The following is a 22,304-nucleotide window of genomic DNA, read 5'->3' as shown; positions in this document are numbered from 1 at the left end:
TAGGGGCGGACTTCATCAAACTTCCAGAGTATAATATAAAAAGTTTTCTGAATATGCAAATGGACTCGCACGAGGCACGAGTTCTGGAGGGCGCCCTACATGGTTCCCGATATGCCAATGCATCTTGCCTTTGCTGCGATGAACTCCCTTATGAGCCTTGAAAACAGCAGGGCGGTCTGCCCCCCGTCATAGTGAGGGGTGATTTCCACCACATCCATACCCACGGCCATCGGTGCCAGCGTTCGTATAACATGCCTCACATCCTCTGGTGTCAGCCCGAAGGGCTCTGGTGTGCCCACCGCCGGGGCATACGCTGGGTCTACCACGTCAGCATCGAGGGAAACATACACCTGCGCGCACTCCAGCTCGTCCAGCACATCCTCGAGCACCCTTCTCATTCCCTCATCGCGCACTCTTTGTGCAGGTACGCACGTAAGCCCCATGCGCTTTGCGAACTCGAACTCCTCCCTGGAGCCGCTGCGCACCCCTATGCATGCATATCGCTCGGGAGAGAGAAACTTCAGGCATTGATATGAGGTACATGCATGGCTGTACTCCGACCCCCCATACTCCTGTCTGAGGTCAAGATGGGCGTCGAGCACCACCATGCCCAGGTCCTCATAGAGCTCGCATGCGGCTCTGATGCATCCGATGGTGAGGGAGTGCTCACCCCCCATCATGATGGGGACCTTCCCATTCTCCATGTGGTATCTAAGCTCGGTGTACACGAGCGAGAGCACATCCTCCACGTTCCCGGGGACTTCCATGTCCCCGATGTCACACATGAGCACCTCTGAGAGGTCTATATCGAGTTCTGGGTGGTATGTCTCAAAGTTGTAGGAGGCTGCCCTCAGGGCTGCTGGAGCGTCCCTGCTGCCGCTTCTAAAGCACGAGGTGGCATCGAAGGGCACACCGAACAGCACGAATTTTGCATCCTCGTAGGAGCAAGTGCAGTCTGCAAACAGCGGGTAGTGGTACATCTACCTTACGTCCAGCCTCATCTTGCCAAGTCCCGTGAGGTAGGGCACCTCCTGCCCCTCCTTTATCTTGGCAATGTCTTCATCAGGGACGGTAAGCTCGAAGGTGGAGTAATCATCCATGTTCATGAGCTGCACCACGTTCCCGGCAATCGAGAGCACCTGAGCAGTTTTTCTTTCCACGATGGGTACGTATATCTTGGCACTCACGGGCTGAACGATGGAGCGCTTCTGCCCATCAAAGAGCCCTATGGCATCGATTCTTGCCTTTGCCGAGCCATGCTTTCCGGGCTTGGACTTGGTGATGCTCTTGATTACACACACCTCATCATCGATGATCACATATCTGCCCTCTTTCAGCTTTCCAACTTCTGTTTGCTCCTTCATCGCACGTCCCTCGGCTCGGCTATCTGGAAGATACTATTTAAGCTTACGGTGTGTATGGTGTGCTTGTGGACAGGTGGGCATGAAGAGAGCGCTCAGGTTTGTTGTACGGGGTGTAGTGGGGCTTGGAGCCCCGGCGGACAGTTCAGGCAGCGCTTGTAAAAGGGTGATGGGGGGTTATTCCTCCACAATCACCTTGCCCTTCATGAATGGGTGGAGCTCGCAGTGGTAGGAGTACTCTCCCGGGGTATCGAAGGTGTATTCGAATATATCACCCGTGTTGAACACGCCAGAGTCGAAGACCCCCTCATCACTGGTGACCGTGTGCTTTACGTTGTCGTTGTTCACCCACTGCACGGTGGTACCCGCCTTGACGGTGATGGTGGATGGGATAAAGGCGTAGTTGACTATCTGTACCTCTACCACTGGGGCTGTCTGTGCCTCCTCCACTGGGACTGCGGGAGCCTCGGTGGGTGTACCCTCTTCTCCGACCGCACCCTCGGTCTCAGAGGGAGTTTCAGCAGGGGTGACGGGTGCCTGCGGCTGTTGCGCACATCCGCTCACAAACACTCCAAGCGCAATCGTTAGAACCAATGAGAGCGCTACTACTCGCCTCATATGCATCACTACATTCCACTCGACACATCAACTAAAAAACCTTTGCATTTATTGGGTGTAATGTGGGTGGCCCCTTGCGCATCATCTCCGTTAGCAGGCTGGCGGGTGGCATATGCTCTGAGAATCTAAATCTCCTCGAGCAGCAGCGCCTGCTGGAGTGAGGCGAGCACGCTGTTGATGAGGGAGATTGCCTCGTTCTCATCCTCTGCCAGCCTGACAGCCACCTTGCCTGTGGAAAAGAAGTTAATTTCCCTTCCCCTCACTTGGATGAGGGCGGTCTTAAGGCCAGCCACGTATCGTCCATTGTAGAGCTCTGAGAGCTTTTTTAGCTCGTGTTCTGTGAGTTCACAGTCCAGATAGAATATCCCCCTTATCTTCCATGGGTCAACAAGACAGGGAAGTATCCTCTCTGTTTTTATTACTCTCATTTACCCTCCTTTTGCATTTACCAGTGAATCCTCAAGCTACCAGTGAATCCTCAAGCTCCACTCGGGACACTTGGAGGATGGCTCTTGTTGTAGCGCACGTATGAGAGCATGATGGGCGCCTGAATGAGTGGCCCACCCACTGCCACGGCAAGGGCTGCTGTATGCCCGAATGCCATGAGGGCAAGGGCGATTGCTATCGACTGGTTCTTTGCCGCAGTGGAGAACGCAAGTGCCACCCTGTCTGCCCAGCTCATGCCGGCGAGCCTCCCCATGCTCAATGCCACAGCGAGCAGCAGCAGGTAGAAGAGTGCGCTCGGAGCTGCAAGCCTTGCAACTATCCATGGCTCGGAGAGTATTGCCCTGCTGTTTATCGAGAATATTATGAAGAATATGAGCAGCAATCCAAAGGATGCAAATGCAGAGAAGCTCTCCTTCATCGCAACATATCCCTCGTATCCCCTGCGCCTTATTATGAGTCGCCTCGTGAGGTCTCCTCCCACCAGCGGGAGCACTATGACGAGAAGAATTGTCTGGGCGATGAGCCTTGTGGGCACTGGAAGAAACATCCCTATGAGCACCTTGCTCCACAGCGGTACCATCCCCACTGCAATCAGCAGGCTTGCCGCCACCAGCACCACTGCAGCCTCCACATTGCCCCTCGAGAGTCCGGTGAACGCTATTACCATGCCAGCACAGGGCGTCATCCCTATGAGCAGCAGCCCCGCAGCAAGCTCTCCCGGGATGCCAAAGGCATACACCAGCGCTGCCATTAGCAGTGGCGAGACCACGAAGTTGAGCACGAGAGCCAAGCCCACAGTTCTGCTGTTTTTCACCACCCCTCTGATTCGCTCGATGTCGAGGTTGACCATCATGGGGTAGAGCATCAAAAATAGGGCAAGTGGCACGAGGGACTTGAGCCATTCAAGGTCGTGCCCATATCCAGCCACCACCCCCATCAGGAGGGACAGTAAGAAGTAGAACTCGAGATGGCGGGTGATGTGCTGTGCCACTCCACCAACGCTCCCCACGCACTCCCTCCTACAGCAGTGCGCGCTTTATCGCCTCTGCCACCCTCTCTACATCCTCATCGGTATGGGCAGATGGAGAGGGCACCTTGTGCACCCCTAAGTCCTTTGCCACGTTGATGACTGCATCGGGTGTGAATCCTGCCCGCTCCACCAGCTTGCGGGCACACTCGTTGGGACAACCGTCCACCACCACGATGTTTTTCGTCCTGCTGGTCTTCTCGAGCACCATCTTCACACCAGCTGGTAGGGCACTTAGACAGTATATGCCCACCCTGTCCTCACCAAGCTCCTCAAGCACACGGATACCCGCCTTAACGGTGAGCATGCCGGTGTTGCTCATCCCACCAAAGCACAGAAACAGGGCATTGTCTGGGATGCCCCTCTCATGCTCTCCCGTCATCCTTCCCCCCTCCAGCGTGCTCGTCTATCAGTCGATACACCTCCTCGTATGAGGGCAGCTTACCCGCAAAGAGCACTTTTCCCTCAATGGCTAAGGCAGGAGTGCTCATCACGCCGTATTCGAGTATGTCCTCTATCGAGTCCACCTTCACGACCTCTGCCTTAAGTCCAAGCTCCTCAACAGCCCTTTCCACATATTTTGTGAGTGCTTGGCACTTTGGGCATCCAGTTCCCAGTATCTCTATTTTCATATGCTACACCTCTCTTACTCTCACAGCTGTGTGAGCATGCGGCATGCAATGTATCCGTAGCTCAGCCCCAGCACGATGGAGAACACCACCACCATGCTGATGTAGGCTGCCGCTCTTCTTGTGCCCATCACCCTTGATATCACAATCATGTTGGGAAGGCTGAGGGCAGGACCTGCGAGCAGCATCGCAAGTGCTGGACCCTTTCCCATCCCAAGCTGCATGAGCCCTCCCACGATTGGCACCTCTGTGAGCGTGGCAAAGTACATCAGGGCACCCGAGAGCGAGGCGATGGTGTTTGCCATAAGTGTGTTGCCCCCAAGATATCGTGCAATGAGTTCGGCTGGCAGAAGCTGCACCACGATACCCATGAGAAACACACCCCCGAGCAGGAGGGGCACAATCATCTTGACAAGAAACCAGGTCTCTCGCATCCATTCGGAAAGCTCCTCGCTCGTGTACCAGCTTCTGGCAGCGTATCCCGTGAGCACCGTGAGGGGAATCAGGGCGGACGCCTTGAGCACCCAGTCGGTGATTGCTCCGCCCAGCACCAGAATCGAGAGCAGCAGCACAAATATGCCGATTGACTTTCTGTGCTCCCTCCAGCTGGAGCCATGCACTGTGTACGTGCACTGCTGTTCCTCTTTGTGTCGCTCGAACAGGGCAGCCATGAGCACACCGATGACCACTGAGCACCCGATTGCTCCAACCGCCCTCACGGCTCCAAGCTCGAGCCCGAGGGCCTTTGCGGTGTACACCACTGCGAGCACGTTTATTGCTGGAGCCGAGAACAGAAATGTGGTGGCTGGTCCCAGCCCAGCACCCCTTCGGTACACTCCCGCAAACAGGGGGAGCACGGTGCAGCTGCACACGGCGAGAAGACTCCCACTCAGTGCAGCCACTGGGTAGGCTATGCTCTTTTTTGCATCTGCTCCAAGATATGTGAGCACCACCTCTTTGGAGAACAGGGCGGCTATGGCACCTGCCAGAAAGAAAGCTGGCACGAGGCACGTGAGCACATGGGCAGAGAGATACTCTGCAACAAATGCAATGGCGCCATTGATGAGAACTGTGATGTCCAACTACATCTACCTCAGCATCTTGAGCATCTGCTGGCTCTCCTCGAGGTTCTCTGCGAGCAGCTCCTCTGCCACGTCGAGCAGGAGGAACACCTTGGGGTTGGCTACGCTGTAGTACACATTCTGCCCCTCCCTTCTACCACGGATGAGCCCCCTCTCCTTTAGAATTGCCAGATGCTGCGAGACGTTGGACTGCTCGAGCCCGAGGGCTGGCGTGATCTTGCACACGCATAGCTCCCCCATTCGCTCATCTCCACACTTCTCCGCTGCCTCGGAGGCAGTGGTCTCTCTGAGCAGCTCAAGAATTCTGATTCTCGTGGGATGTGCAAGACACCTGAAAATGTCGGCCTTCATCCTCGCTATCATGTACATACCTCTAATTCTTAAATTATACTATTCTAATTTACTTTATCCTCATTCATTCATATTATTTAAACATATCTCAAAACCTAAAAATAGCGGGGCACACAGTACACAGTAGGGAGTGATATGGTGGAAGAGGGTGAACACTCGAGCTTCGAGGATGCTCAACTCACGGAGAGCGTGTGCTGTGCTGCAGCCGCCATGCTAAAGCAGCATGTGAAAAAGGAGAGCGGGCTGTACGAGGTGGTTTGTTCGGTGTGCAAGAAGAGATTCTACACCAACAGGTTAAAGGATGTGATGGTGTGCTTTGACTGTGAACAGCTTAACGAAGCTGGCACGTGAGTGGATTAAGGGGCTACTTAGCAGTAGCCCTTAATGCGCTGTATGCCAGCTGGACGGCAGCTGCAGCTTAACTAAGCTGGCACGTGAGTGGATTAATGCGCTGTTTTGCTGGCTTTTGTAAAAAGCCAAGTGGACGACAGCTGTGAGGAGTAGCTGGGGTGAGTTGAGTTGGAGGAGGGCAAGCCGCTCAGGGTTGCCGAGTCGTATCACAGGGACGTTGGTGCAGGAATCGTCCGTATGGGCCAGAGGACACTCTCAGAGCTATCGCTGAGAAGCGGCGACTTTGTGGAAATCGTGGGCAAGATGAAGACATTTGCCGTGGTGGGTGCCAACTATCCCGATGACAAGGCTGAGGGTATCATCAGGATGGATGGCTCTCTGCGTGCCAACGCAGGGGTGGGCATCGACGACAAGGTGATGGTCAGAAAGATAGAGGCGAGGCGCGCCGAGAGAGTGACCTTTGCCCCCACCAAGAAGATTCACTTTGCGGGTGGGGAAGGATACCTCTCACGCACCCTTGCGGGAAGGCCGCTGAGCAAGGGACAGAGGGTCAGGGTGGATGTGCTCGACAACGTGCTGGTGTTTGTCGTGATATCCATTGTGCCAAAGGGGCCGGCAGTGATAGACAGGAATACCGAGATTCGCATCAGGGACAAGCCCATTGAAAGTGAGCTCTTCGTGGGTGGCGTGAGCTATGAGGACATCGGCGGGCTATCAAGGGAGATAGGTCTCGTGCGGGAGATGGTGGAGCTGCCCCTAAGACATCCAGAGCTGTTCGAGCGGCTCGGCATAGAGCCTCCAAAGGGTGTGCTGCTTTATGGCCCGCCAGGCACCGGCAAGACCCTGATAGCCAAGGCGGTCGCCAACGAGACAGTTGCGAGCTTTTTCTCCATCAGCGGTCCAGAAATCATGGGCAAGTTCTATGGAGAGAGCGAGGAGCGGCTCAGGGACATCTTCGAGGAGGCTCAGCAGAATGCCCCCTCCGTGGTCTTCATAGACGAGCTCGATGCCCTCGCCCCAAAGCGTGAGGAGGTCACGGGCGAGGTGGAGCGGCGCGTGGTGGCGCAGCTGCTCGCCCTGATGGATGGGCTTGCCCCACGGGGTCAGGTGGTCGTCATCGGAGCCACCAACCGCCCCAACGCCCTCGACCCGGCTCTCAGAAGGGGTGGAAGGTTTGACAGGGAAATCGAAATAGGCATTCCAGATGCGAGGGGGAGGCTCGAGATACTCCACGTCCACACGAGGGGCATGCCCCTCTCACGGGACGTCACCGATGAGTTTCTAAAGGAGATTGCATCGCTCGCACACGGCTACGTGGGCGCAGACATCGCCACCATGTGCAAGGAGGCTGCCATGCATGCCCTGAGAAGGATGCTTCCAGAGATTGACCTCGAGAGCGAGGAGATTCCTGCGGAGATACTGGAAAGGCTGGAAGTCAGAAAGGAGGACCTGCTTGCGGCCATGCGAGCCATAGAACCCTCTGCGATGAGGGAGGTGTTCATGGAGGTGCCCCATGTATCGTGGGAGGATGTTGGGGGGCTGCGTGAGGTAAAGCAGGAACTCATCGAGGCCGTGGAGTGGCCATTCAAATACAGGGAGGCGTTTGATGAGCTAAATCTGGAGCCACCGAGGGGCGTGCTGCTTTTCGGTCCCCCGGGCACTGGAAAAACACTGCTTGCAAGGGCAGTGGCGAGTGAATCACAGGCAAACTTCATCTCGATAAAGGGGCCAGAGCTGCTCTCCAAGTGGGTGGGCGAGAGCGAGAAGGCGGTGCGGGAGGTGTTCAGAAGGGCGAGACAGTCGGCTCCCGTAATCGTGTTCTTCGATGAGATAGACTCCATAGCTCCTCACCGGGGCATATCATCAGACTCCCACGTGAGTGAGCGGGTGGTGAGCCAGCTGCTGACAGAGATCGATGGCATCGAGGAGATGAAGGATGTGGTGGTGATGGCAGCGACCAACCGTCCAGAGCTCGTGGAGCCATCCCTGCTGAGGCAGGGCAGGATAGAGCGGCTCGTGTATGTGCCACCTCCAACACTCGCAGACAGGAAGGAGATATTTTCCATCCACCTCAGGCACAGGCCCACCGAGGGTGTGGATATCGAGAGGCTCGCAATGGCCACAGAGGGCTACACGGGTGCGGATATAGCGGCGGTGTGCAGGGAAGCAACAATGACAGCCCTGAGGCAGGTGTTATCCACGTCTCCAGAGCCCAGTGAGCTCAAGAGGCTCGTGGGCAGCGTGAGGATTACGATGGAGCACATGTGCAAGGCACTCGAGAAGATAGCCCCAAGCCTCACGGGGAAGCAGCTTGCACACTTTGAGCAGATGGCTCGCCAGTTTGCGAGGAAGGGCATAAGTGAGTAGGCTCGGAAAACATCCACCACATTTTTTAAATATTAGGTAGACAAACAGCATAGGAAAGGAGAGAGCCATGGATAGGAAACCTTCCTTTGAGGACATTGTGGATGACCTGAACAGGCTCATAAGAATGCTCATAGAGAGTATGCCTGCGGAGGGTCTGGACGAGACGGTGGTGTATGGGTTCTCTATAATAAAGAGGGGAGATGAGGAGCCCATTATTAGAAAGATGCTGCCCGAGGACGAGTTTGACGAAATCGATGACGAGGATCTGGGCAGTGGGATGATTGAGCCTCATATCGAGACCATAGAGGGAGATGACGAGGTTTACATCACCGCAGAGGTGCCAAACATCCGAGAGGAGGACATTGAGGTGGATGTGAGGGAAAGAGTAGTTCGCATCACGGCGGTGAGCAATGGTGGCTCCTGTTCCCTGATGAGCGAGCTTCCATGTGCAGTGGATGCATCTTTGGCCAAAATCAGCTACAGAAATGGTGTACTCGAGGTGGTGCTTCCAAAGCAGCGCCATCCTCGAACAGGGCATGACTCGAACGCTCCTTGACATAGCTCCCACGATTGGCACGCTGGCAGGCATTCCATTGTCCGGTGTGCAGGGCTCCCCCATCACGGGCTTTCTTGAGCACTTTCGTGGCAGTGCGCAGTTTCCCATCGTGCTCGTGATAGTGGATAGCCTGTGCTCCAACGTGTATTACCATCCCGAGCTACGCACTCCCCACATCGAGAGCCTGGCGGCAAATGGCATCATCGAGAACCTTTGTACAGTGTCCAACAAGACCACACCAGCGATAGCCTCCATCCTCTGTGGTGCATATCCAGAGGTGCACCGAGTGTACATCACCAACGATGTGAAAAACCCCGCTCTAAGGTCCATACTGGAGATAGCCTCAGAGATGGGCATCGTGTGTGGTATGGTCACCGAGGCCGAGGGGGCAAGTGCGTTCAGGCATCGCATAGACTTCACGGTGGGCGTGTCGGACAGCGAGGACATAAGGAGCTATGATGAGGCCATCCTCAAGGGCACCCTCACACTGATACGAAGGGGGTGTGACATCGTGTGCGCCCACTTTAGAAGCATAGACAGGGCAGCCCACCGAGCCGAGCAGCCCGCAGACCTCGCAGAGGCATGTGAGTTCGTGGACACGTTGGTGGGAAGACTCATGAGGCTCGATGCCTCGATGTTCGTGTGTGGTGACCACCTCGTACACACGAGATGGCAGCTGGGCATGCACACCACCATCCCGTTCATCGGGTGCAGCACCCCCATTGAGGACAGCACTCGCTGAGAGGATGCAAAGCGGAATGAAGCAGTGCCTTATACTCAAATCATGGCTCGTCGGTCTCGACTTGGCAACCTTTATGAGGGCCAAGCTCCAATGATGCGCAGATGCCCTCCGCGGACCCCTCTTCGATGAAAAAAAGGGCTGTCGAGTGTGCCAGATATGCGCGAAGGCACGAGAGCTGCATAGTGGTATCTCACATAGATGCCGATGGATTGACCTCTGGCGCCATAGCCCTCACGGCTCTTCAGAGAGCAGGGCTATCCTCAGAGATACGGTTCATAAAGCAGCTCACCTCCTCAGACCTCGAGCAACTGCTGAATGAGGGACACGAGCTGGTGGTGTTCACAGATCTTGGAAGCGGACTTGCAGACCAGATAGAGCGGCTGAAGATGAATGCCATTGTGATAGACCACCACCAGCCCGCCCCCTCTCAGCTCAGGCATCATCTCAACCCCCACCTGTTCGGCATAGATGGCTCATCCAAGGCGTGTGGGGCCACCAGCGCCTATCTGTTCGCAAGGGCTCTCTCTCGAACGCCACAGGGCAACATCGACCTCTCTCCTCTTGCGATAGTGGGCGCGGTGGGCGATATGCAGCACATGAAGACCGGCAGGCTGACATCCCTGAACAGGGCGGTACTCAGGCAGGGCTCAGCACATGGCTATCTCTCATTTGGTGCTGACCTCAGACTGTTCGGAAGGCAGACCCGTCCCCTGTTCAAGCTGTTGGAGTACTCCACAGACCCCGTGCTTCCGGGGCTCACGGGAAGCGAGGATGCCTGCATTGCATTTCTGCATGCGTGTGGTATCAGGGCGAAGGGGGAAAGATGGAGGAGGTGGATAGACCTCGATGATGATGAGAAGCAGAGGGTGGTCTCCAATCTCATACAGCACTGTCTTGCCAACGGCGTCCCTCCCGCAAGGGCCACCTCGCTCGTGGGGGAGGTGTACACGCTGCTTACAGAGCAGGAGGGCACAGAACTTCGGGATGCCTCGGAGTACTCCACCCTGCTCAATGCCACCGCCCGCTATGAGTGCGCAGATGTGGGGCTGGCGGTGTGCCTTGGGGACAGAGATGAAGCTTTCAAAAGGGCAAGGACACTTTTGGCCGAGCACAGGCGAAACCTCGTGGAGGGACTGAGGCTGGTGAGGGAGAAGGGTGCAAAGAGGATGCAGAGCTTCACGTACTTTGACGCGGGTGCCAACATCAGAGATACCATTGTGGGCATAGTTGCCGGAATGAGCATGAGCTTTCTTGGAAATGACGTTCCCGTGGTGGCAATCGCGGAGAGCGAGGATGGTATGCTCAAGGTGTCTGCCCGCACCACGCCTCACAAGGTGAGGAGGGGCATCAACCTTGCAAGCGCTCTATCCAAGGCGGCACACGTAGTGGGTGGAAGCGGAGGCGGGCACAGCGTGGCGGCCGGAGCTTCCATCCCAAAGGGCAAGAAGGAGGAGTTCTTAAGAGAGCTGGAAAGGGTGCTGATGGAGCAGGGTGAATCGAAGAGCAGTTAGTGCAATGAGCTAAAAAGGAGGGGGTAGATGGAAGGTTTACACCACAGGAGGAGGAAAAATGGCTGTATGTTCCTTCCATCTGCCCTACCCCGCTCCAGTCATACTATATAAATATTCTGAATGGGGTGGATTTGCCGTTGATGTAAAGGAGGGGGTAGATGGAAGGTTTACACCACAGGAGGGGAAAATGGCTGTATGTTCCTTCCATCTGCCCTACCCCGCTCCAGTCATACTATATAAAGATTGCTAATGAGGATATATCTGCCTTTCCAGCCGGATGTGGAGGAGTCACAAGCCAAAGAGTCTCACTTTCAGTGTTTGGGTATTTCAGTAGTCGGAGAGGCTGATGTGCAGTTTGACTGATGCGGGCTGGAAGCCCCTTTCCGTAAGGAGGGATGAGAGAAATTATGGGTGAGCGAGGGGCAGTTCACTCATACTTAAATATCCTTTGATATACCTGATAGCCGCTTGAGAAGGGTTGCTATACTGTTCGGACTACTGCTGATGCTACCCCAGGCTCATGCGCTGTTCGCTTCTGAGCAGCCAAAGATAGCCGAGGAGCCGTGGGACCATCTCCCCATCAGGATATACATCGACGATGTGAACACACACCCCATGTGGGATGAGGCATACAGAGACGCCGTGCTCTCTGCTCTCAGATACTGGGAGAAGGATGGGGCAAGAAGGCTGTCATACAGGCCCGTGTTCCAGCGGGTAGAGGACCCAGATGAGGCAGACATAACCATCCGCTGGGTGGAGAACATAGGTGAGGGAGGGGAGTTTCCCAAGGGGGTGGCTGGATATGCACAAATACAGCACCACACCGTCGATGGAAGGGTGAGGTTTGAGAGAGTGGACATAGTGCTCGAGGTGGCTGAAAAAAGGGGGCTGCTCTGGTGGGCACACGGAAAGAAGACTGCACGTCTGGTGGCGACGCACGAGCTGGGGCACGCTCTTGGGCTCGGTCACAGCAGTGACCCAGGAGATGTGATGAATCCCACCTTTGTGGAAAGGCACGAGCCAAGCCCCCAAATGCTCACCTATCTCAGCAGGGCATCTCCCCTCATCGTGATTCTCTTAACACTCTTCATGGGCCATGCCATAGTTGGGTACACTCGGGCCAGAAAACACAGAAGACGGCTTGAGTCAGCACACTTTGAGGAGCCCATGGCGCTCCAGTACAGAAGGAGGCGGTAATCTTTTAAAGGGAGGGGGCATAGCACGTGCAGCCTTACGAAACACATGGCGGTACGGAGATGAAGCAGCCAAGCATGAATATAGGAATGGTGGGCCACGTTGACCATGGCAAGACCACACTGGTGGCAGCACTCTCTGGGGTGTGGACAGACCAGCACAGTGAGGAGATAAAGAGGGGCATCACCATAAAGCTGGGCTATGCCGATACCGAATTTAGAAAGTGCCCGTTGTGTGATGAGCCAGAGTGCTACACGGTGGAGAAGGTGTGTCCAGTGCACAATGTGGACACTGAACACGTTAGAACGGTCTCGTTTGTTGACTCCCCGGGGCACGAGAGTCTCATGGCTACCATGCTCTCTGGCGCTGCTCTCATGGATGGGGCGGTACTCGTTATAGCCGCCACCGAGCCATGCCCCCAGCCCCAGACCAAGGAGCATCTCATGGCGCTCGATATAGTGGGTGTGAAAAACATAGTGGTCGTGCAGAACAAGATAGACCTCGTGGAGAGGGACGCCCTCATAGAACACTACAACCAGATCAAGCAGTTCGTGAAGGGAACGGTGGCCGAGGATGCGCCCATCATCCCCGTATCTGCTCAGAGGAAGGTGAACATCGATGTGCTCATCGAGGCTCTCATAAAGTACATCCCAGAGCCGCAGCGCGACCCCACCAAGCCTGCGAGGATGTATGTCGCAAGGTCGTTCGATGTGAACAAGCCGGGCACACCCGTGAATCGCATCGTGGGAGGGGTGATAGGTGGAAGCCTCTCACAGGGCAGACTCAGGGTGGGGATGGACATCGAGATGCGCCCTGGAAGAAAGGTGGATTCAGAGGGCACCACGAGATGGGTACCCCTCACCACGAAGGTAGTGGATATGAGGGCTGGCGGTGTTAAGGTGGAAGAGGCAACTCCGGGTGGGCTCATAGGCGTGGGTACGCTGCTCGACCCATCCCTCACCAAGAGCGACTTTTTGGTGGGTCAAATTGCAGGTGAGGTGGGCACGCTTCCTCCCACGTGGGATGAGTTCGACCTCGAGGTGAGGCTGCTCGAGAGGGTGGTGGGCACGAGCGAGGAGGCAGAGGTCAAACCCCTCACAAGGGCCGAGCCCCTGATGCTCAATGTGGGCACGGCGACCACCGTCGGCATCATCACAAATACCAGAAAGGGCAAGAAGGGAGACATAGCCACCGTCAAGCTCAAGAGACCCGTGTGCGCAGAAGAGGGGGCTCGAGTGGCAATCTCACGCAGGATAGGCTCGAGGTGGAGACTCATAGGCGTGGGCACCCTCAGGGCAAACAAGAGATGAGCTGCAGAGTTATCATCGATACCAGCATACTCATGCTGGCCCACACCCATAAAGTGGATGTGCTTTCGGAGCTCAGAAGGCTGGGGTTTACCGAGCTCTTTGTGCCCCAGGGTGTCCTCTTGGAACTCAGGGGCCTCTCGAGAAGGGGGGGCAAGGAGGGTGTGGCGGCGAGGGTGGCACTTGCCCTTGCCGAAAGATGCATCGTTTGTCCATCACCACGTGAGGTGCCCATCGATGATTTTCTGCTGGAGCTGGCACACGAGATGGATGCTGCCCTTGCCACGAGCGATTCCGAGCTCAGAAAGCGGGCGCGCAAAGCTGGCATTGCGTTGGTGGGCATGAGAGGTCTGGACCATCTCGAGAGGCTATAGCCATATGGTGTGTTCCCTGCACAACTTATTTATAGAATAACAAACAGCGTTTCAGGAGTACTGGAGGAGGTAATATGGCAAGAGGCACTGGAGATAAAGTCGTCGTTCCAGCTGGGCATGCTCCCACGGGACAGCCCGTGTTTGTGATCACTGATAAGGAAAAAACCAGCGGCAGGGATGCTAGGCACATGAACATCCTTGCCGCAAGGGCGGTGGTGGATTCTGTAAAGAGCACGCTCGGGCCACTGGGGATGGACAAGATGCTCATCGACCCTCTGGGCAACATCACAGTCACCAACGATGGGGCGGTAATTTTGAGGGAGATGAGCATTGAGCATCCGAGTGCCAAGATGGTCATCGATGGTGCAAAGACTCAAGAGGATGTAGCAGGGGATGGAACCACGAGTGTGGTGGTGCTCGTTGGCGCACTGCTCGATGCGGCAGAGAAGCTCATGGATGCGGGAGTGCACCCCACAGTGCTCGTTTCTGGATACAAGATGGCTGCAGAGAGAGCCCAGCAGGTGCTGGACAGCCTCGCAAGAAGGGTGGAGCGCACGAACGATGCCACGCTGAGGGAGATTGCCAAGACAGCAATGATGGGCAAGGGTCCAGAGGTATATGCCGACACCCTTGCCGAGATGTGCGTGCGGGCCGTAAAGGGGGTGGAGGACAACGGTGCCGTAGATGTGAAGGAGAACATCAAGCTCATAAAGAGAGTGGGGTTGCGCTCTGAGAACACCGAGCTCATAAATGGCATTGTAATCGACAAAGAGCGCTCTCATCCCTCTATGCCGAGGAGGGTGAAGAATGCCAAAATTGCGCTGCTCAACAAGGGAATTGAGGCTAAAAAGCCCCAGACGAAGGCCAAGATGAAAATCGAGAGCGCAGAGCAGCTCGCAGAGTTCATGCAGGAGGACGTGCGTGTCGTCGAGGAGCAGGTAAAGCGCTTTGCAGAGCTGGGCGTAAATGTAGTGATGACCGAGATGGGCATAGACGACATAGGAAACAGCCTGCTCTCGAAGTACGGAATCTTTGCCGTGGAGAGGCTGCTCTCAGATGACCTAAAGCGCATCTCGAGGGCAGTCGGGGCGAGGATTGTATCCACCGCGTCTGACCTTAAGCCAGAGGACTTAGGTGAGGCAGGGCTCGTTGAGGAGGTCGGAAAGGCTGGCTTTTTGGCAGACAAGTACATCTACATCCACGATGCAAAGAACACCAAGGCGGTCACAATCGTGATTCACGCTGGAAGCGAGAATGTGGCAGACGAGGTGGAGAGGGCTCTGGAGGATGCCCTGAAGGTGGTGGCGTGTGCCGTGGAGGACCAGACCGTGGTGGCTGGAGGGGCGGCGCCCGAGATGGAGATGGCTCTCAGACTCAGGCAGTATGCCAACACCCTGAAGGGCAGGGAGCAGCTCGCAGTGCAGGCATATGCTGAGGCACTGGAGGCAATTCCAAAGGCGCTGGCTGAAAACTCGGGACTGGATGTGATTGATACATTGGTGGCCCTTCGAAGTGCTCATGAGGGGGGGCGCACAACGGCCGGCATTGATGTGTTTAGCGGCGACATCATAGATATGTGGGAGGCAAACGTCATCGAGCCTCTCAGGGTGAAAAGGCAGATGATTTCCACGGCCACCGAGATTGTGTGCATGATTTTGAGGCTGGATGAGATACTGGCATCGGAGAGAAGGGAGCCCAGCATTGCGGAGAAGCACTGGCCAAAGAGCTACGAGATGGCTAAGCGGAGGGGAATGAAGGGGAACATTCCCGGCACCTGACCACACTCGCTGAATCATTTCAGGGTGGGTGATATGTCCGAGCCACAGGAGCAGCCCTCGGCACGAGAAGAGAAGGTAGAGGCATCACGGGAGGAGGGGCAACCCTCCACTACGACGGATGCTGGAGCTGCAGAGCCGAGCGACACAGGTGAGCAGCTCCAGCATGACCAGAAAACGATTGACGAGCTCGAGGAAAAGCTAAGGGTTATGCAGGAAGACTACCTGCGCCTTAGAGCAGACTTTGACAACTATAGAAAGCGGATGCAGAGAGAGATGGCAGAGGTGGCAGAGAGAGCGAAGGATGAGCTGCTCTGTGAGCTTTTTGCCCTGAGCGATGACATAGAGCGTGTGCTTGCCTTGAGGGACAGTGGAGGCGACCTCGAAAGCTTCTTTACTGGTATAGAGCTCATCTATGGAAGGTTCTGCAAGCTTTTCGAGCAGGAGGGTGTGAGCAGGATAGTGTGCGAGGGAATGCTAGATCCCCATCTTCATGAGTGTGTGCTCTATGAGGAGCGGGACGATGTGCCAGAGGGCACAATCCTCGAGGAGGTCGTGCATGGATATGAGAGAAGGGGCAGGGTGCTGCGTCCAGCGAGGGTGAAGGTGGCGAGGAGAAAGGAGGAATAGGGCTGGGTAAGTCCATATACGATGCCCCCCGAATGTGATGGAGGTGAGCACGTGGCTGAGGAGGAGAGAAGATATCCGAGCACCAACCCCTGTGGGGCTGGTCCATGCTATACAGAGCCCCTGGTGAAAAAGCAGATTAGGGAGAACATCAGAAGTGGAGAGATGCACGAGGCAACGTGTCCTGTGTGTGGAAAGGTGTTTCTCACGAACATAGAGGGCACGCAAGTTCCCTGTTTTGAACATCAGGGGCAGATTCAGTAGTTGATTCAGCATGCCTTTGTGATGTCTCTTGCCTCACCGCGTGAGGAGCACACACCCCTGCTGACAGTGCTCGAACCTTCTCTTCCACCCTTCTCTTCCACCAAAGCCCTCCACCCTCGTCATCAATGAGGCCACAAGGCTGGCGATAAGGCGGGCGATGGCCTCAGAGCCAAGTCGAGGAGGCGCTCAAGCGAAAGTACGGTGCAGGGCACCCGTTCATGTGAGTGCTCCTTTTAAATACCTGTGCTCAATTCCCATGGGAGAGAGGAGTATGAAGAAGGTGGTCCTTGCGTACTCTGGAGGACTGGATACGTCCGTGTGTGTCCCCCTGCTAAGGGAGAGATATGGCTTTGACCACGTGGTCACCGTCGTGGTGGACGTGGGTCAGCCAGATGTGGACATGGCAGAAAGAAAGGCACGAGCAATCGCCGATGAGCACTACACCGTGGACGCCAAGCGGGAGTTCGTGGAGGACTATCTATTCCCGCTCATCAAGGCTAACGGATGCTACGAGGGGTATGTGCTGGGCACGGCCATTGCGCGCCCCCTCATCGCAAAAAAGGTGGTGGAGGTGGCAGAGCGCGTTGGGGCATCTGCCCTTGCCCATGGGTGCACGGGCAAGGGGAATGACCAGCTCAGGTTCGAGGCGGTGTTCAGGCTCACCGACATGGAGGTGGTCGCCCCCATGCGGGAGCTGAATCTCACCCGTGAGTGGGAGATAGAGTACGCAAGAGAGCATGGCATTCCCGTGCCAGCCACCAAGGAGAAGCCATGGAGTATCGATGAGAACCTGTGGTCTCGCTCCATAGAGGGGGGAGTGCTGGAGGAGCCAGAGAGCGTGCCTCCAGAGGAGATATATGGGTGGACTTTAGACCCCACGAGGGACGAGCACCCAGAGGAGATAACGGTATCGTTCGAGAGAGGTGTGCCCACAGAGGTGGAAGGAAAGCGTCTCGAGCCCGTAAAGCTCGTTCAGACGCTCAACGAAATCGGAGGAAGGCATGGTGTTGGGCGCACAGACATGATGGAGGACAGGGTGCTGGGGCTTAAAGCGCGGGAGAACTATGAGCATCCAGCGGCCACCATACTGCTCAAGGCACACAGGGATTTGGAGTCGCTCACGCTGACGTATCGTCAGCTACAGCTCAAGCGTGTGCTGGAGCAGCAGTGGGCAGAGCTTGCATACTTTGGGCTCGTGGATGAGCCCCTGTTTGAGGACCTGAACGCCTTCATGGACTCCACCCAGAGGTATGTGAGCGGGTGGGTCAGGCTCAGGCTGTATGCTGGCTCGTGCAGGGTGGTTGCAAGACACTCCCCCCACGCGCTGTACAGCAAGGATATGGTCTCCTTCGATACAGGGGGAGAGCCGTGGCATGCAGAGGGTTTCTCGGTGTTTCATTCCCTGCAGTCGAGGATAGCAAGAAGGAGAGAGGGGTAACTTCGTCTTGTTTCTGAAAGACATTCTCTTCTTTCTGAGTCCTTTCCACTCAGTTTGTCTCGGCCAAGAAACTCTCATCTTCCACATCGAGAACGTCCAGCTCCTCTACGCTGGCCCCCACACCCAGCAGCTGCGAGAGCGAGGGAACAGTTCTCCCCTCGTCTCCAGACACCAGCTCCTTGACATACATGCCGCTCTCACACCTGAGCTCTATCTCAGCCCATGTGCCCTCCAGAGCCACCAGTCTCGCCTCGTACACCCTCCTGTATCTCACTTTGTCGGCACGTCTGTGGGCAACCCTCTTTGGGGTTCGCTGGGCTATTCTGTTGCTCGTGATGTCCTCGAGGGCATGGATGATGAGCTCTGGGGACACCTCGTGCTCGAGCAGCACCTTTATGCGGTAGCGCTTTGGATACTTGGCGGCCTTCAGCCTCTCCACGGTCTTTCTCGTGGTATATGTCAGGCCTTTGACCTCCACCTTGCCCTCGGCATGCTCGTTAATCACTCGTTCCAGCTCCTCAAGGTCGATGGTGCGCCTTTTGGGAGATATAACCTCGAGCACAAATGGCCTTCCCCTCCCCAGCATCCTCGCATCGATATCCTCCCTGCCGCAGCCATGAAATGCAGTGTCCTTTGCCAGAAAGGCTTCCACCACCGGTGCAGATATGAGCTCGTCCACACTCTCTGGATACTGCCTTCCCGTGAACCCACAGCCCTCGCACCCTTTTCCTCTGCATGCCCTGTGGGGCCATCTGGTCTGGGGAATACCCCTTATGAGCTTTCGGTACCTTCCCATGATGAATATGGGTGAGGGCTTTACCTCCACAGCATCCCCTTCGAGGTCAAGCAGCACCACCACATCGGGATGCTCAAAGTCCACATCCTTTCCAGTGGCCTCTCCTATGAGCTTTCCCACCTCTCTGTTTATCTCTGCCTTTAAAGGCTCGGCATGCAGCTCTGAGAGCATTGACCATGCCATCTCCTCACTGGCGGCGAGCATGCCCGACAGGTGCGTGCCCACGAGATACGTGTGAAACTCGTATTCTCTTAGGGCATCGAGCGCCCGCTTGGCCCACATGGGCAGCTGCTCGAACAGCCCGTTGCATATCCAGCACACTCCACCTGAGTGGAGAAACTGCTCATTCCTTACATCATCCTCGAGGGAGAGCACCACCCTGATAGCCTTTCCCCTCTCGCTGTTGGAAAGTCCGGTGGACAGCCTGCCAAACAGTCTTCCGAGGCAGTGGTCGCAAACGTGCCCCTCAGATAGTACCTTGCGGGCATCCTCCAGTATCATCTGGGCTAAAGCCTCCACTCCTTGGCGTATATATGTGTATGGGTTGGCTTTATCTCTTTGATATTGAGCACGAGCCGCCTTCTGACATGTTGATTAGACATGTTGATTATAATCAACAGTGCTCACTTCATCGTACCACGAGCAACGTCGCCCCGTCGATTTCGATTACGTCCACTCTCTCGCCCTCGACGAGGAACTCTTCTTCTATGTGGATGGCATTGGATGGCACCTCTATCTGCTTTCCGTCGAGCTGCACCCTGATGGTGCCCTCCTCCACCATCTTCAGTAGCTCATCCTCCCTCATCTTTTGCATGGCATCGATTGCTCGCTTGGCATCAGCCCTCAGCAGCGGTCCGAGCACTGCCATGTTGGGTGTGAACCCCTTCACCCTTCTTTCGAGCACTGGTGGGTGGGTGATGACCCTCGTTTTGCTATTGGTGGCGTTGGAGATATCTACGGTGTCTGGCAGCGTGCCATTGGTGTACACTATAATCTCTTTGAGTGGGGCGTTGAGGGCAATCTTGTGCTCGGATTTGTATCTTCGGATGGCGGATGTGATGCTGGCAATGAGTTCACCCTCCCGCTCGGCACCCTCGTCTATCAGCTCTTCCTTCACGCAGGGGTATGGCTGTACATGTACACTTTTATCCTCGAACAGAGAGTGTATCTCCTCTGCTAGATGTGGCATGAAGGGAGCAATCAGCCTCGCGAGGGTGAGCACCACATCACCCAGCGTGTACTGGGCGGCACGTTTTCCCTGCTCGTCCTCACCATATAGCCTGCCTTTGACGAGTTCTATGTAGTTGTCGGCGAGCACCTCCCATGCAAACATCCGTATTGCCTTCAGAGTCTCGTCGAACTCGTAGGCATCCATGTGGGCGATGCACTCCTCCACGAGCCTTTGGAGCTTGGAGAGTATCCACCTGTCCGCTGTCCTCAGCGTGGGTTTTTGCTCTTCTTTCTTGGCTCCAGCGAGACGCGCAAACCTCGCGATGTTCCACAGCTTCTGCTGGAAACGGGAGGCGGCCACCACATCCTTCCATCTGAACATGATGTCCGAGCCAGTCGAGCCCCCGATGGCAGCCCACTGCCTGAAGGCATCTGCCCCGTATCTTTCCACCACCTCCTCTGGCTGGATGATGTTGCCCAGCGACTTGGACATCTTGTGCCCATCCTCTCCGAGCACCATTCCGTTGATTACGATGGTATCCCATGGCTTGGTGTCCACAAGGACATCTGCCCTGAGGAGCGTGTAGAACGCCCATGTGCGGATGATGTCATGTCCCTGTGGTCGAAGCTGTGTGGGTAGCATGGGGGAGTCCGAAAGCCATCTACCCACGTGTAGTGCCGAGATGGAAGAGTCCATCCATGTATCGAGCACATCCTCCTCTGGCACGAACTCCTCACCGCCACAGTGAGGGCATGGACCAGTGTAGGGAGTGTGTGTGGGGTCCACTGGCAACTCCCCTTCTGAGGCTACGTGCTCTTTGCCGCATCTCGTGCAGTACCACACTGGAATGGGCGTTGCAAACACCCTCTGTCTCGAGATGCACCAGTCCCATTCCATCTCCTCGACCCAGTTCACCAGCCTCGTGAGCATGTGCTCTGGAACCCACCGTACCTCCCGTGCCCTCTCGAGCACCCTCTCTGGAAGCACTCTCACGAACCACTGGGGCTCCGAGAGAATCTCTATTCTGGACTTGCACCTCCAGCATACCCCAACGCTCTGCTCCACATCCTGCTGGTCATACAGGTATCCCCCCTCTTTGAGAGCCTCCACTACCGCATCCCTGCACTCCTCGATTGTGAGCCCAGCAAACTCACCCGCAATCGCCGTCATTCTTCCCTTTCGGTCGATGGCAGCTCGTAAGGGCAGGGAGTGTTTCTTCCACCACCTGACGTCCTGCTTGTCTCCAAACGTGCATATCATCACTGCTCCAGTGCCGAACGCTGGGTCAACCGCCTCATCGGCTATCACCTCGACCTCGTGCCCAAACAGCGGAACTTTAAGCCTCTTTCCCACCATGTCCCGATAGCGCTCGTCCTCTGGATGCACGGCAACCGCCACACACGCACACAGAAGCTCTGGTCTCGTGGTGGCGATGTCCAGCGAATCGAAGTGGAGGAAGTTGAGCACCCCCTGCTTGTTCTTGTACTCAACTTCTGCATACGCAATGGCGGTCTCACACCTTGGGCACCAGTTTACTGGATGGTCATCCCTGTATATGAGCCCCCTTTCGTACATTCTGACGAACGATATCTGGGTCTGGACATAGTACTCAGGTTTCATGGTGATGTACTCGTTGCTCCAGTCCACAGAGAACCCCAGCCTTCTCATCGTACGGCGCATGTGTTCAATGTTGGACAGGGTGAGCTCTTCACACAGCCTTCTGAACTCTGCTCTGGGCACCTGATTCTTTGTTATGCCGTGTATCTCCTCCACCTTCACCTCGGTGGGCAGTCCATGGCAATCCCAGCCCTGTGGGAACATGACGTTATAGCCCCGCATTCGCTTGTATCTGGCTATGAAGTCTATGTAGCACCAGTTCAGGGCGTTGCCTATGTGGAAGTTGCCCGTGGGGTAGGGAGGAGGGGTATCTATGATGTACGTTGGCTTTTCAGAGTGCTCATCAAAGTAGTACATCTCGTCTTTCCACACGCTCTGCCACTTTTGCTCGACGGCAGTGGCATTATACTCCTTTGGAATATCGGCTGGGTTGCTGGGCATTGACCACCCTCTGGGCGAGCTACTCCATCCCTTCAGCTCTTTAAATAACTTTCGAGTTTTCCTTCTGTTTGAGAGGGCGGGTGATGCGATTCTCGTGGTCAACCACTCACCGTCAGACGGTGTGTAGTCCTTAGGATGCTTTCACCGTACGCTCTGGCTGTGCTCGACCGACTCCCCAGGCTTGGTCGGGCTCGCTGCCACGCCCGCGTCCACAACAGCCGAACCGCTCTCACCGCCTCAGGAGTGCCTGGTGCATGC

Annotated in this window: 24 protein-coding genes; 13 read left to right on the top strand and 11 right to left on the bottom strand. The window is 55.9% G+C overall.

Annotated features, from left to right (window positions below):
* Positions 1–95: 95 nt before the first annotated feature.
* From speB to BP07_RS01500, 9 genes are all read right to left on the bottom strand, one after another.
* Positions 96–980, bottom strand: coding sequence for an agmatinase (speB, locus tag BP07_RS01540; protein ID WP_042684659.1), 885 nt, complete (start codon positions 978–980; stop codon positions 96–98).
* Positions 981–1,364, bottom strand: a complete 384-nt coding sequence (locus BP07_RS01535; RefSeq protein ID WP_042684657.1) for a translation initiation factor IF-5A — start codon at positions 1,362–1,364, stop codon at positions 981–983. It abuts the gene before it with no gap.
* Between the two features lie 174 nt (positions 1,365–1,538).
* Positions 1,539–1,985, bottom strand: a complete 447-nt coding sequence (locus BP07_RS08540) for a cupredoxin domain-containing protein (RefSeq protein ID WP_042684654.1) — start codon at positions 1,983–1,985, stop codon at positions 1,539–1,541.
* Positions 1,986–2,104: 119 nt separating this feature from the next.
* The gene (locus BP07_RS01525) at positions 2,105–2,407 is read right to left on the bottom strand and encodes a hypothetical protein (protein ID WP_042684652.1); all 303 of its coding nucleotides are present in this window, start codon (positions 2,405–2,407) and stop codon (positions 2,105–2,107) included.
* Between the two features lie 50 nt (positions 2,408–2,457).
* Positions 2,458–3,435, bottom strand: coding sequence for an arsenic resistance protein (locus BP07_RS01520; RefSeq protein ID WP_042684651.1), 978 nt, complete (start codon positions 3,433–3,435; stop codon positions 2,458–2,460).
* 10 nt (positions 3,436–3,445) lie between these two features.
* Positions 3,446–3,835 carry a putative zinc-binding protein gene (locus BP07_RS01515; protein WP_042684648.1) on the bottom strand — a complete coding sequence of 130 codons (390 nt, stop codon included), beginning with the start codon at positions 3,833–3,835 and terminating at the stop codon, positions 3,446–3,448.
* Positions 3,819–4,085 (bottom strand): thioredoxin family protein, encoded by a 267-nt coding sequence (locus tag BP07_RS01510; protein WP_042684646.1) that lies wholly within the window; start codon positions 4,083–4,085, stop codon positions 3,819–3,821. The genes BP07_RS01515 and BP07_RS01510 overlap by 17 nt, the downstream gene beginning before the upstream one ends.
* 20 nt (positions 4,086–4,105) lie before the next feature.
* Positions 4,106–5,164 (bottom strand): permease, encoded by a 1,059-nt coding sequence (locus BP07_RS01505; RefSeq protein ID WP_052353110.1) that lies wholly within the window; start codon positions 5,162–5,164, stop codon positions 4,106–4,108.
* Positions 5,165–5,170: 6 nt separating this feature from the next.
* Positions 5,171–5,527 carry an ArsR/SmtB family transcription factor gene (locus BP07_RS01500; RefSeq protein WP_042684643.1) on the bottom strand — a complete coding sequence of 119 codons (357 nt, stop codon included), beginning with the start codon at positions 5,525–5,527 and terminating at the stop codon, positions 5,171–5,173.
* A 123-nt stretch (positions 5,528–5,650) separates the two neighbouring features.
* Between BP07_RS01500 and BP07_RS01495 the strand changes: the two genes are divergently transcribed.
* The 13 genes from BP07_RS01495 (at position 5,651) to BP07_RS01440 (ending at position 18,021) form a co-directional block, all read left to right on the top strand.
* On the top strand, positions 5,651–5,866 hold the full coding sequence (locus BP07_RS01495; RefSeq protein ID WP_042684640.1) for a hypothetical protein: 216 nt from the start codon (positions 5,651–5,653) through the stop codon (positions 5,864–5,866).
* Positions 5,867–6,034: 168 nt separating this feature from the next.
* A complete protein-coding gene (locus BP07_RS01490) occupies positions 6,035–8,233 on the top strand; it encodes a CDC48 family AAA ATPase (RefSeq protein ID WP_042684638.1) in 2,199 nt (732 codons plus the stop codon).
* 67 nt (positions 8,234–8,300) lie between these two features.
* The gene (locus BP07_RS01485) at positions 8,301–8,789 is read left to right on the top strand and encodes an Hsp20/alpha crystallin family protein (RefSeq protein WP_042684636.1); all 489 of its coding nucleotides are present in this window, start codon (positions 8,301–8,303) and stop codon (positions 8,787–8,789) included.
* Positions 8,770–9,531 carry an alkaline phosphatase family protein gene (locus tag BP07_RS08270; protein ID WP_052353108.1) on the top strand — a complete coding sequence of 254 codons (762 nt, stop codon included), beginning with the start codon at positions 8,770–8,772 and terminating at the stop codon, positions 9,529–9,531. The genes BP07_RS01485 and BP07_RS08270 overlap by 20 nt, the downstream gene beginning before the upstream one ends.
* Positions 9,532–9,632: 101 nt before the next feature.
* The gene (locus BP07_RS01475) at positions 9,633–11,042 is read left to right on the top strand and encodes a DHHA1 domain-containing protein (protein ID WP_042684634.1); all 1,410 of its coding nucleotides are present in this window, start codon (positions 9,633–9,635) and stop codon (positions 11,040–11,042) included.
* Between the two features lie 58 nt (positions 11,043–11,100).
* Positions 11,101–11,292, top strand: a complete 192-nt coding sequence (locus BP07_RS08725) for a hypothetical protein (RefSeq protein ID WP_157203020.1) — start codon at positions 11,101–11,103, stop codon at positions 11,290–11,292.
* 218 nt (positions 11,293–11,510) lie between these two features.
* Entirely contained in the window at positions 11,511–12,239 is a 729-nt protein-coding gene (locus tag BP07_RS01470; protein ID WP_157203019.1) for a matrixin family metalloprotease, read from the top strand.
* A gap of 59 nt (positions 12,240–12,298) precedes the next feature.
* A complete protein-coding gene (locus tag BP07_RS01465; protein ID WP_042685033.1) occupies positions 12,299–13,546 on the top strand; it encodes a translation initiation factor IF-2 subunit gamma in 1,248 nt (415 codons plus the stop codon).
* On the top strand, positions 13,543–13,917 hold the full coding sequence (locus BP07_RS01460; protein WP_042684632.1) for a type II toxin-antitoxin system VapC family toxin: 375 nt from the start codon (positions 13,543–13,545) through the stop codon (positions 13,915–13,917). The genes BP07_RS01465 and BP07_RS01460 overlap by 4 nt, the downstream gene beginning before the upstream one ends.
* Positions 13,918–13,991: 74 nt before the next feature.
* Positions 13,992–15,695, top strand: coding sequence for a thermosome subunit alpha (gene thsA, locus BP07_RS01455; protein ID WP_084174035.1), 1,704 nt, complete (start codon positions 13,992–13,994; stop codon positions 15,693–15,695).
* Positions 15,696–15,728: 33 nt separating this feature from the next.
* Positions 15,729–16,322, top strand: coding sequence for a nucleotide exchange factor GrpE (locus tag BP07_RS01450; RefSeq protein ID WP_052353101.1), 594 nt, complete (start codon positions 15,729–15,731; stop codon positions 16,320–16,322).
* Positions 16,323–16,373: 51 nt separating this feature from the next.
* Positions 16,374–16,583, top strand: a complete 210-nt coding sequence (locus BP07_RS01445; RefSeq protein WP_157203018.1) for a CpXC domain-containing protein — start codon at positions 16,374–16,376, stop codon at positions 16,581–16,583.
* Positions 16,584–16,854: 271 nt separating this feature from the next.
* Positions 16,855–18,021 (top strand): argininosuccinate synthase, encoded by a 1,167-nt coding sequence (locus tag BP07_RS01440; protein WP_042684628.1) that lies wholly within the window; start codon positions 16,855–16,857, stop codon positions 18,019–18,021.
* Between the two features lie 49 nt (positions 18,022–18,070).
* On the opposite strand, the gene BP07_RS01435 is transcribed toward BP07_RS01440, so the two are convergent.
* Together BP07_RS01435 and BP07_RS01430 are read right to left on the bottom strand one after the other, a co-directional pair.
* On the bottom strand, positions 18,071–19,318 hold the full coding sequence (locus BP07_RS01435) for a tRNA pseudouridine(54/55) synthase Pus10 (RefSeq protein ID WP_042684626.1): 1,248 nt from the start codon (positions 19,316–19,318) through the stop codon (positions 18,071–18,073).
* A gap of 127 nt (positions 19,319–19,445) precedes the next feature.
* Positions 19,446–22,046, bottom strand: coding sequence for a valine--tRNA ligase (locus BP07_RS01430; protein WP_042684622.1), 2,601 nt, complete (start codon positions 22,044–22,046; stop codon positions 19,446–19,448).
* Positions 22,047–22,304 lie beyond the last annotated feature (258 nt).

It is taken from the genome of Methermicoccus shengliensis DSM 18856, assembly GCF_000711905.1.
GTDB lineage: Archaea > Halobacteriota > Methanosarcinia > DSM-18856 > Methermicoccaceae > Methermicoccus > Methermicoccus shengliensis.
Note: the sequence above shows the minus strand (reverse complement) of the source record. Positions and strands in the feature narration are given on the sequence as shown.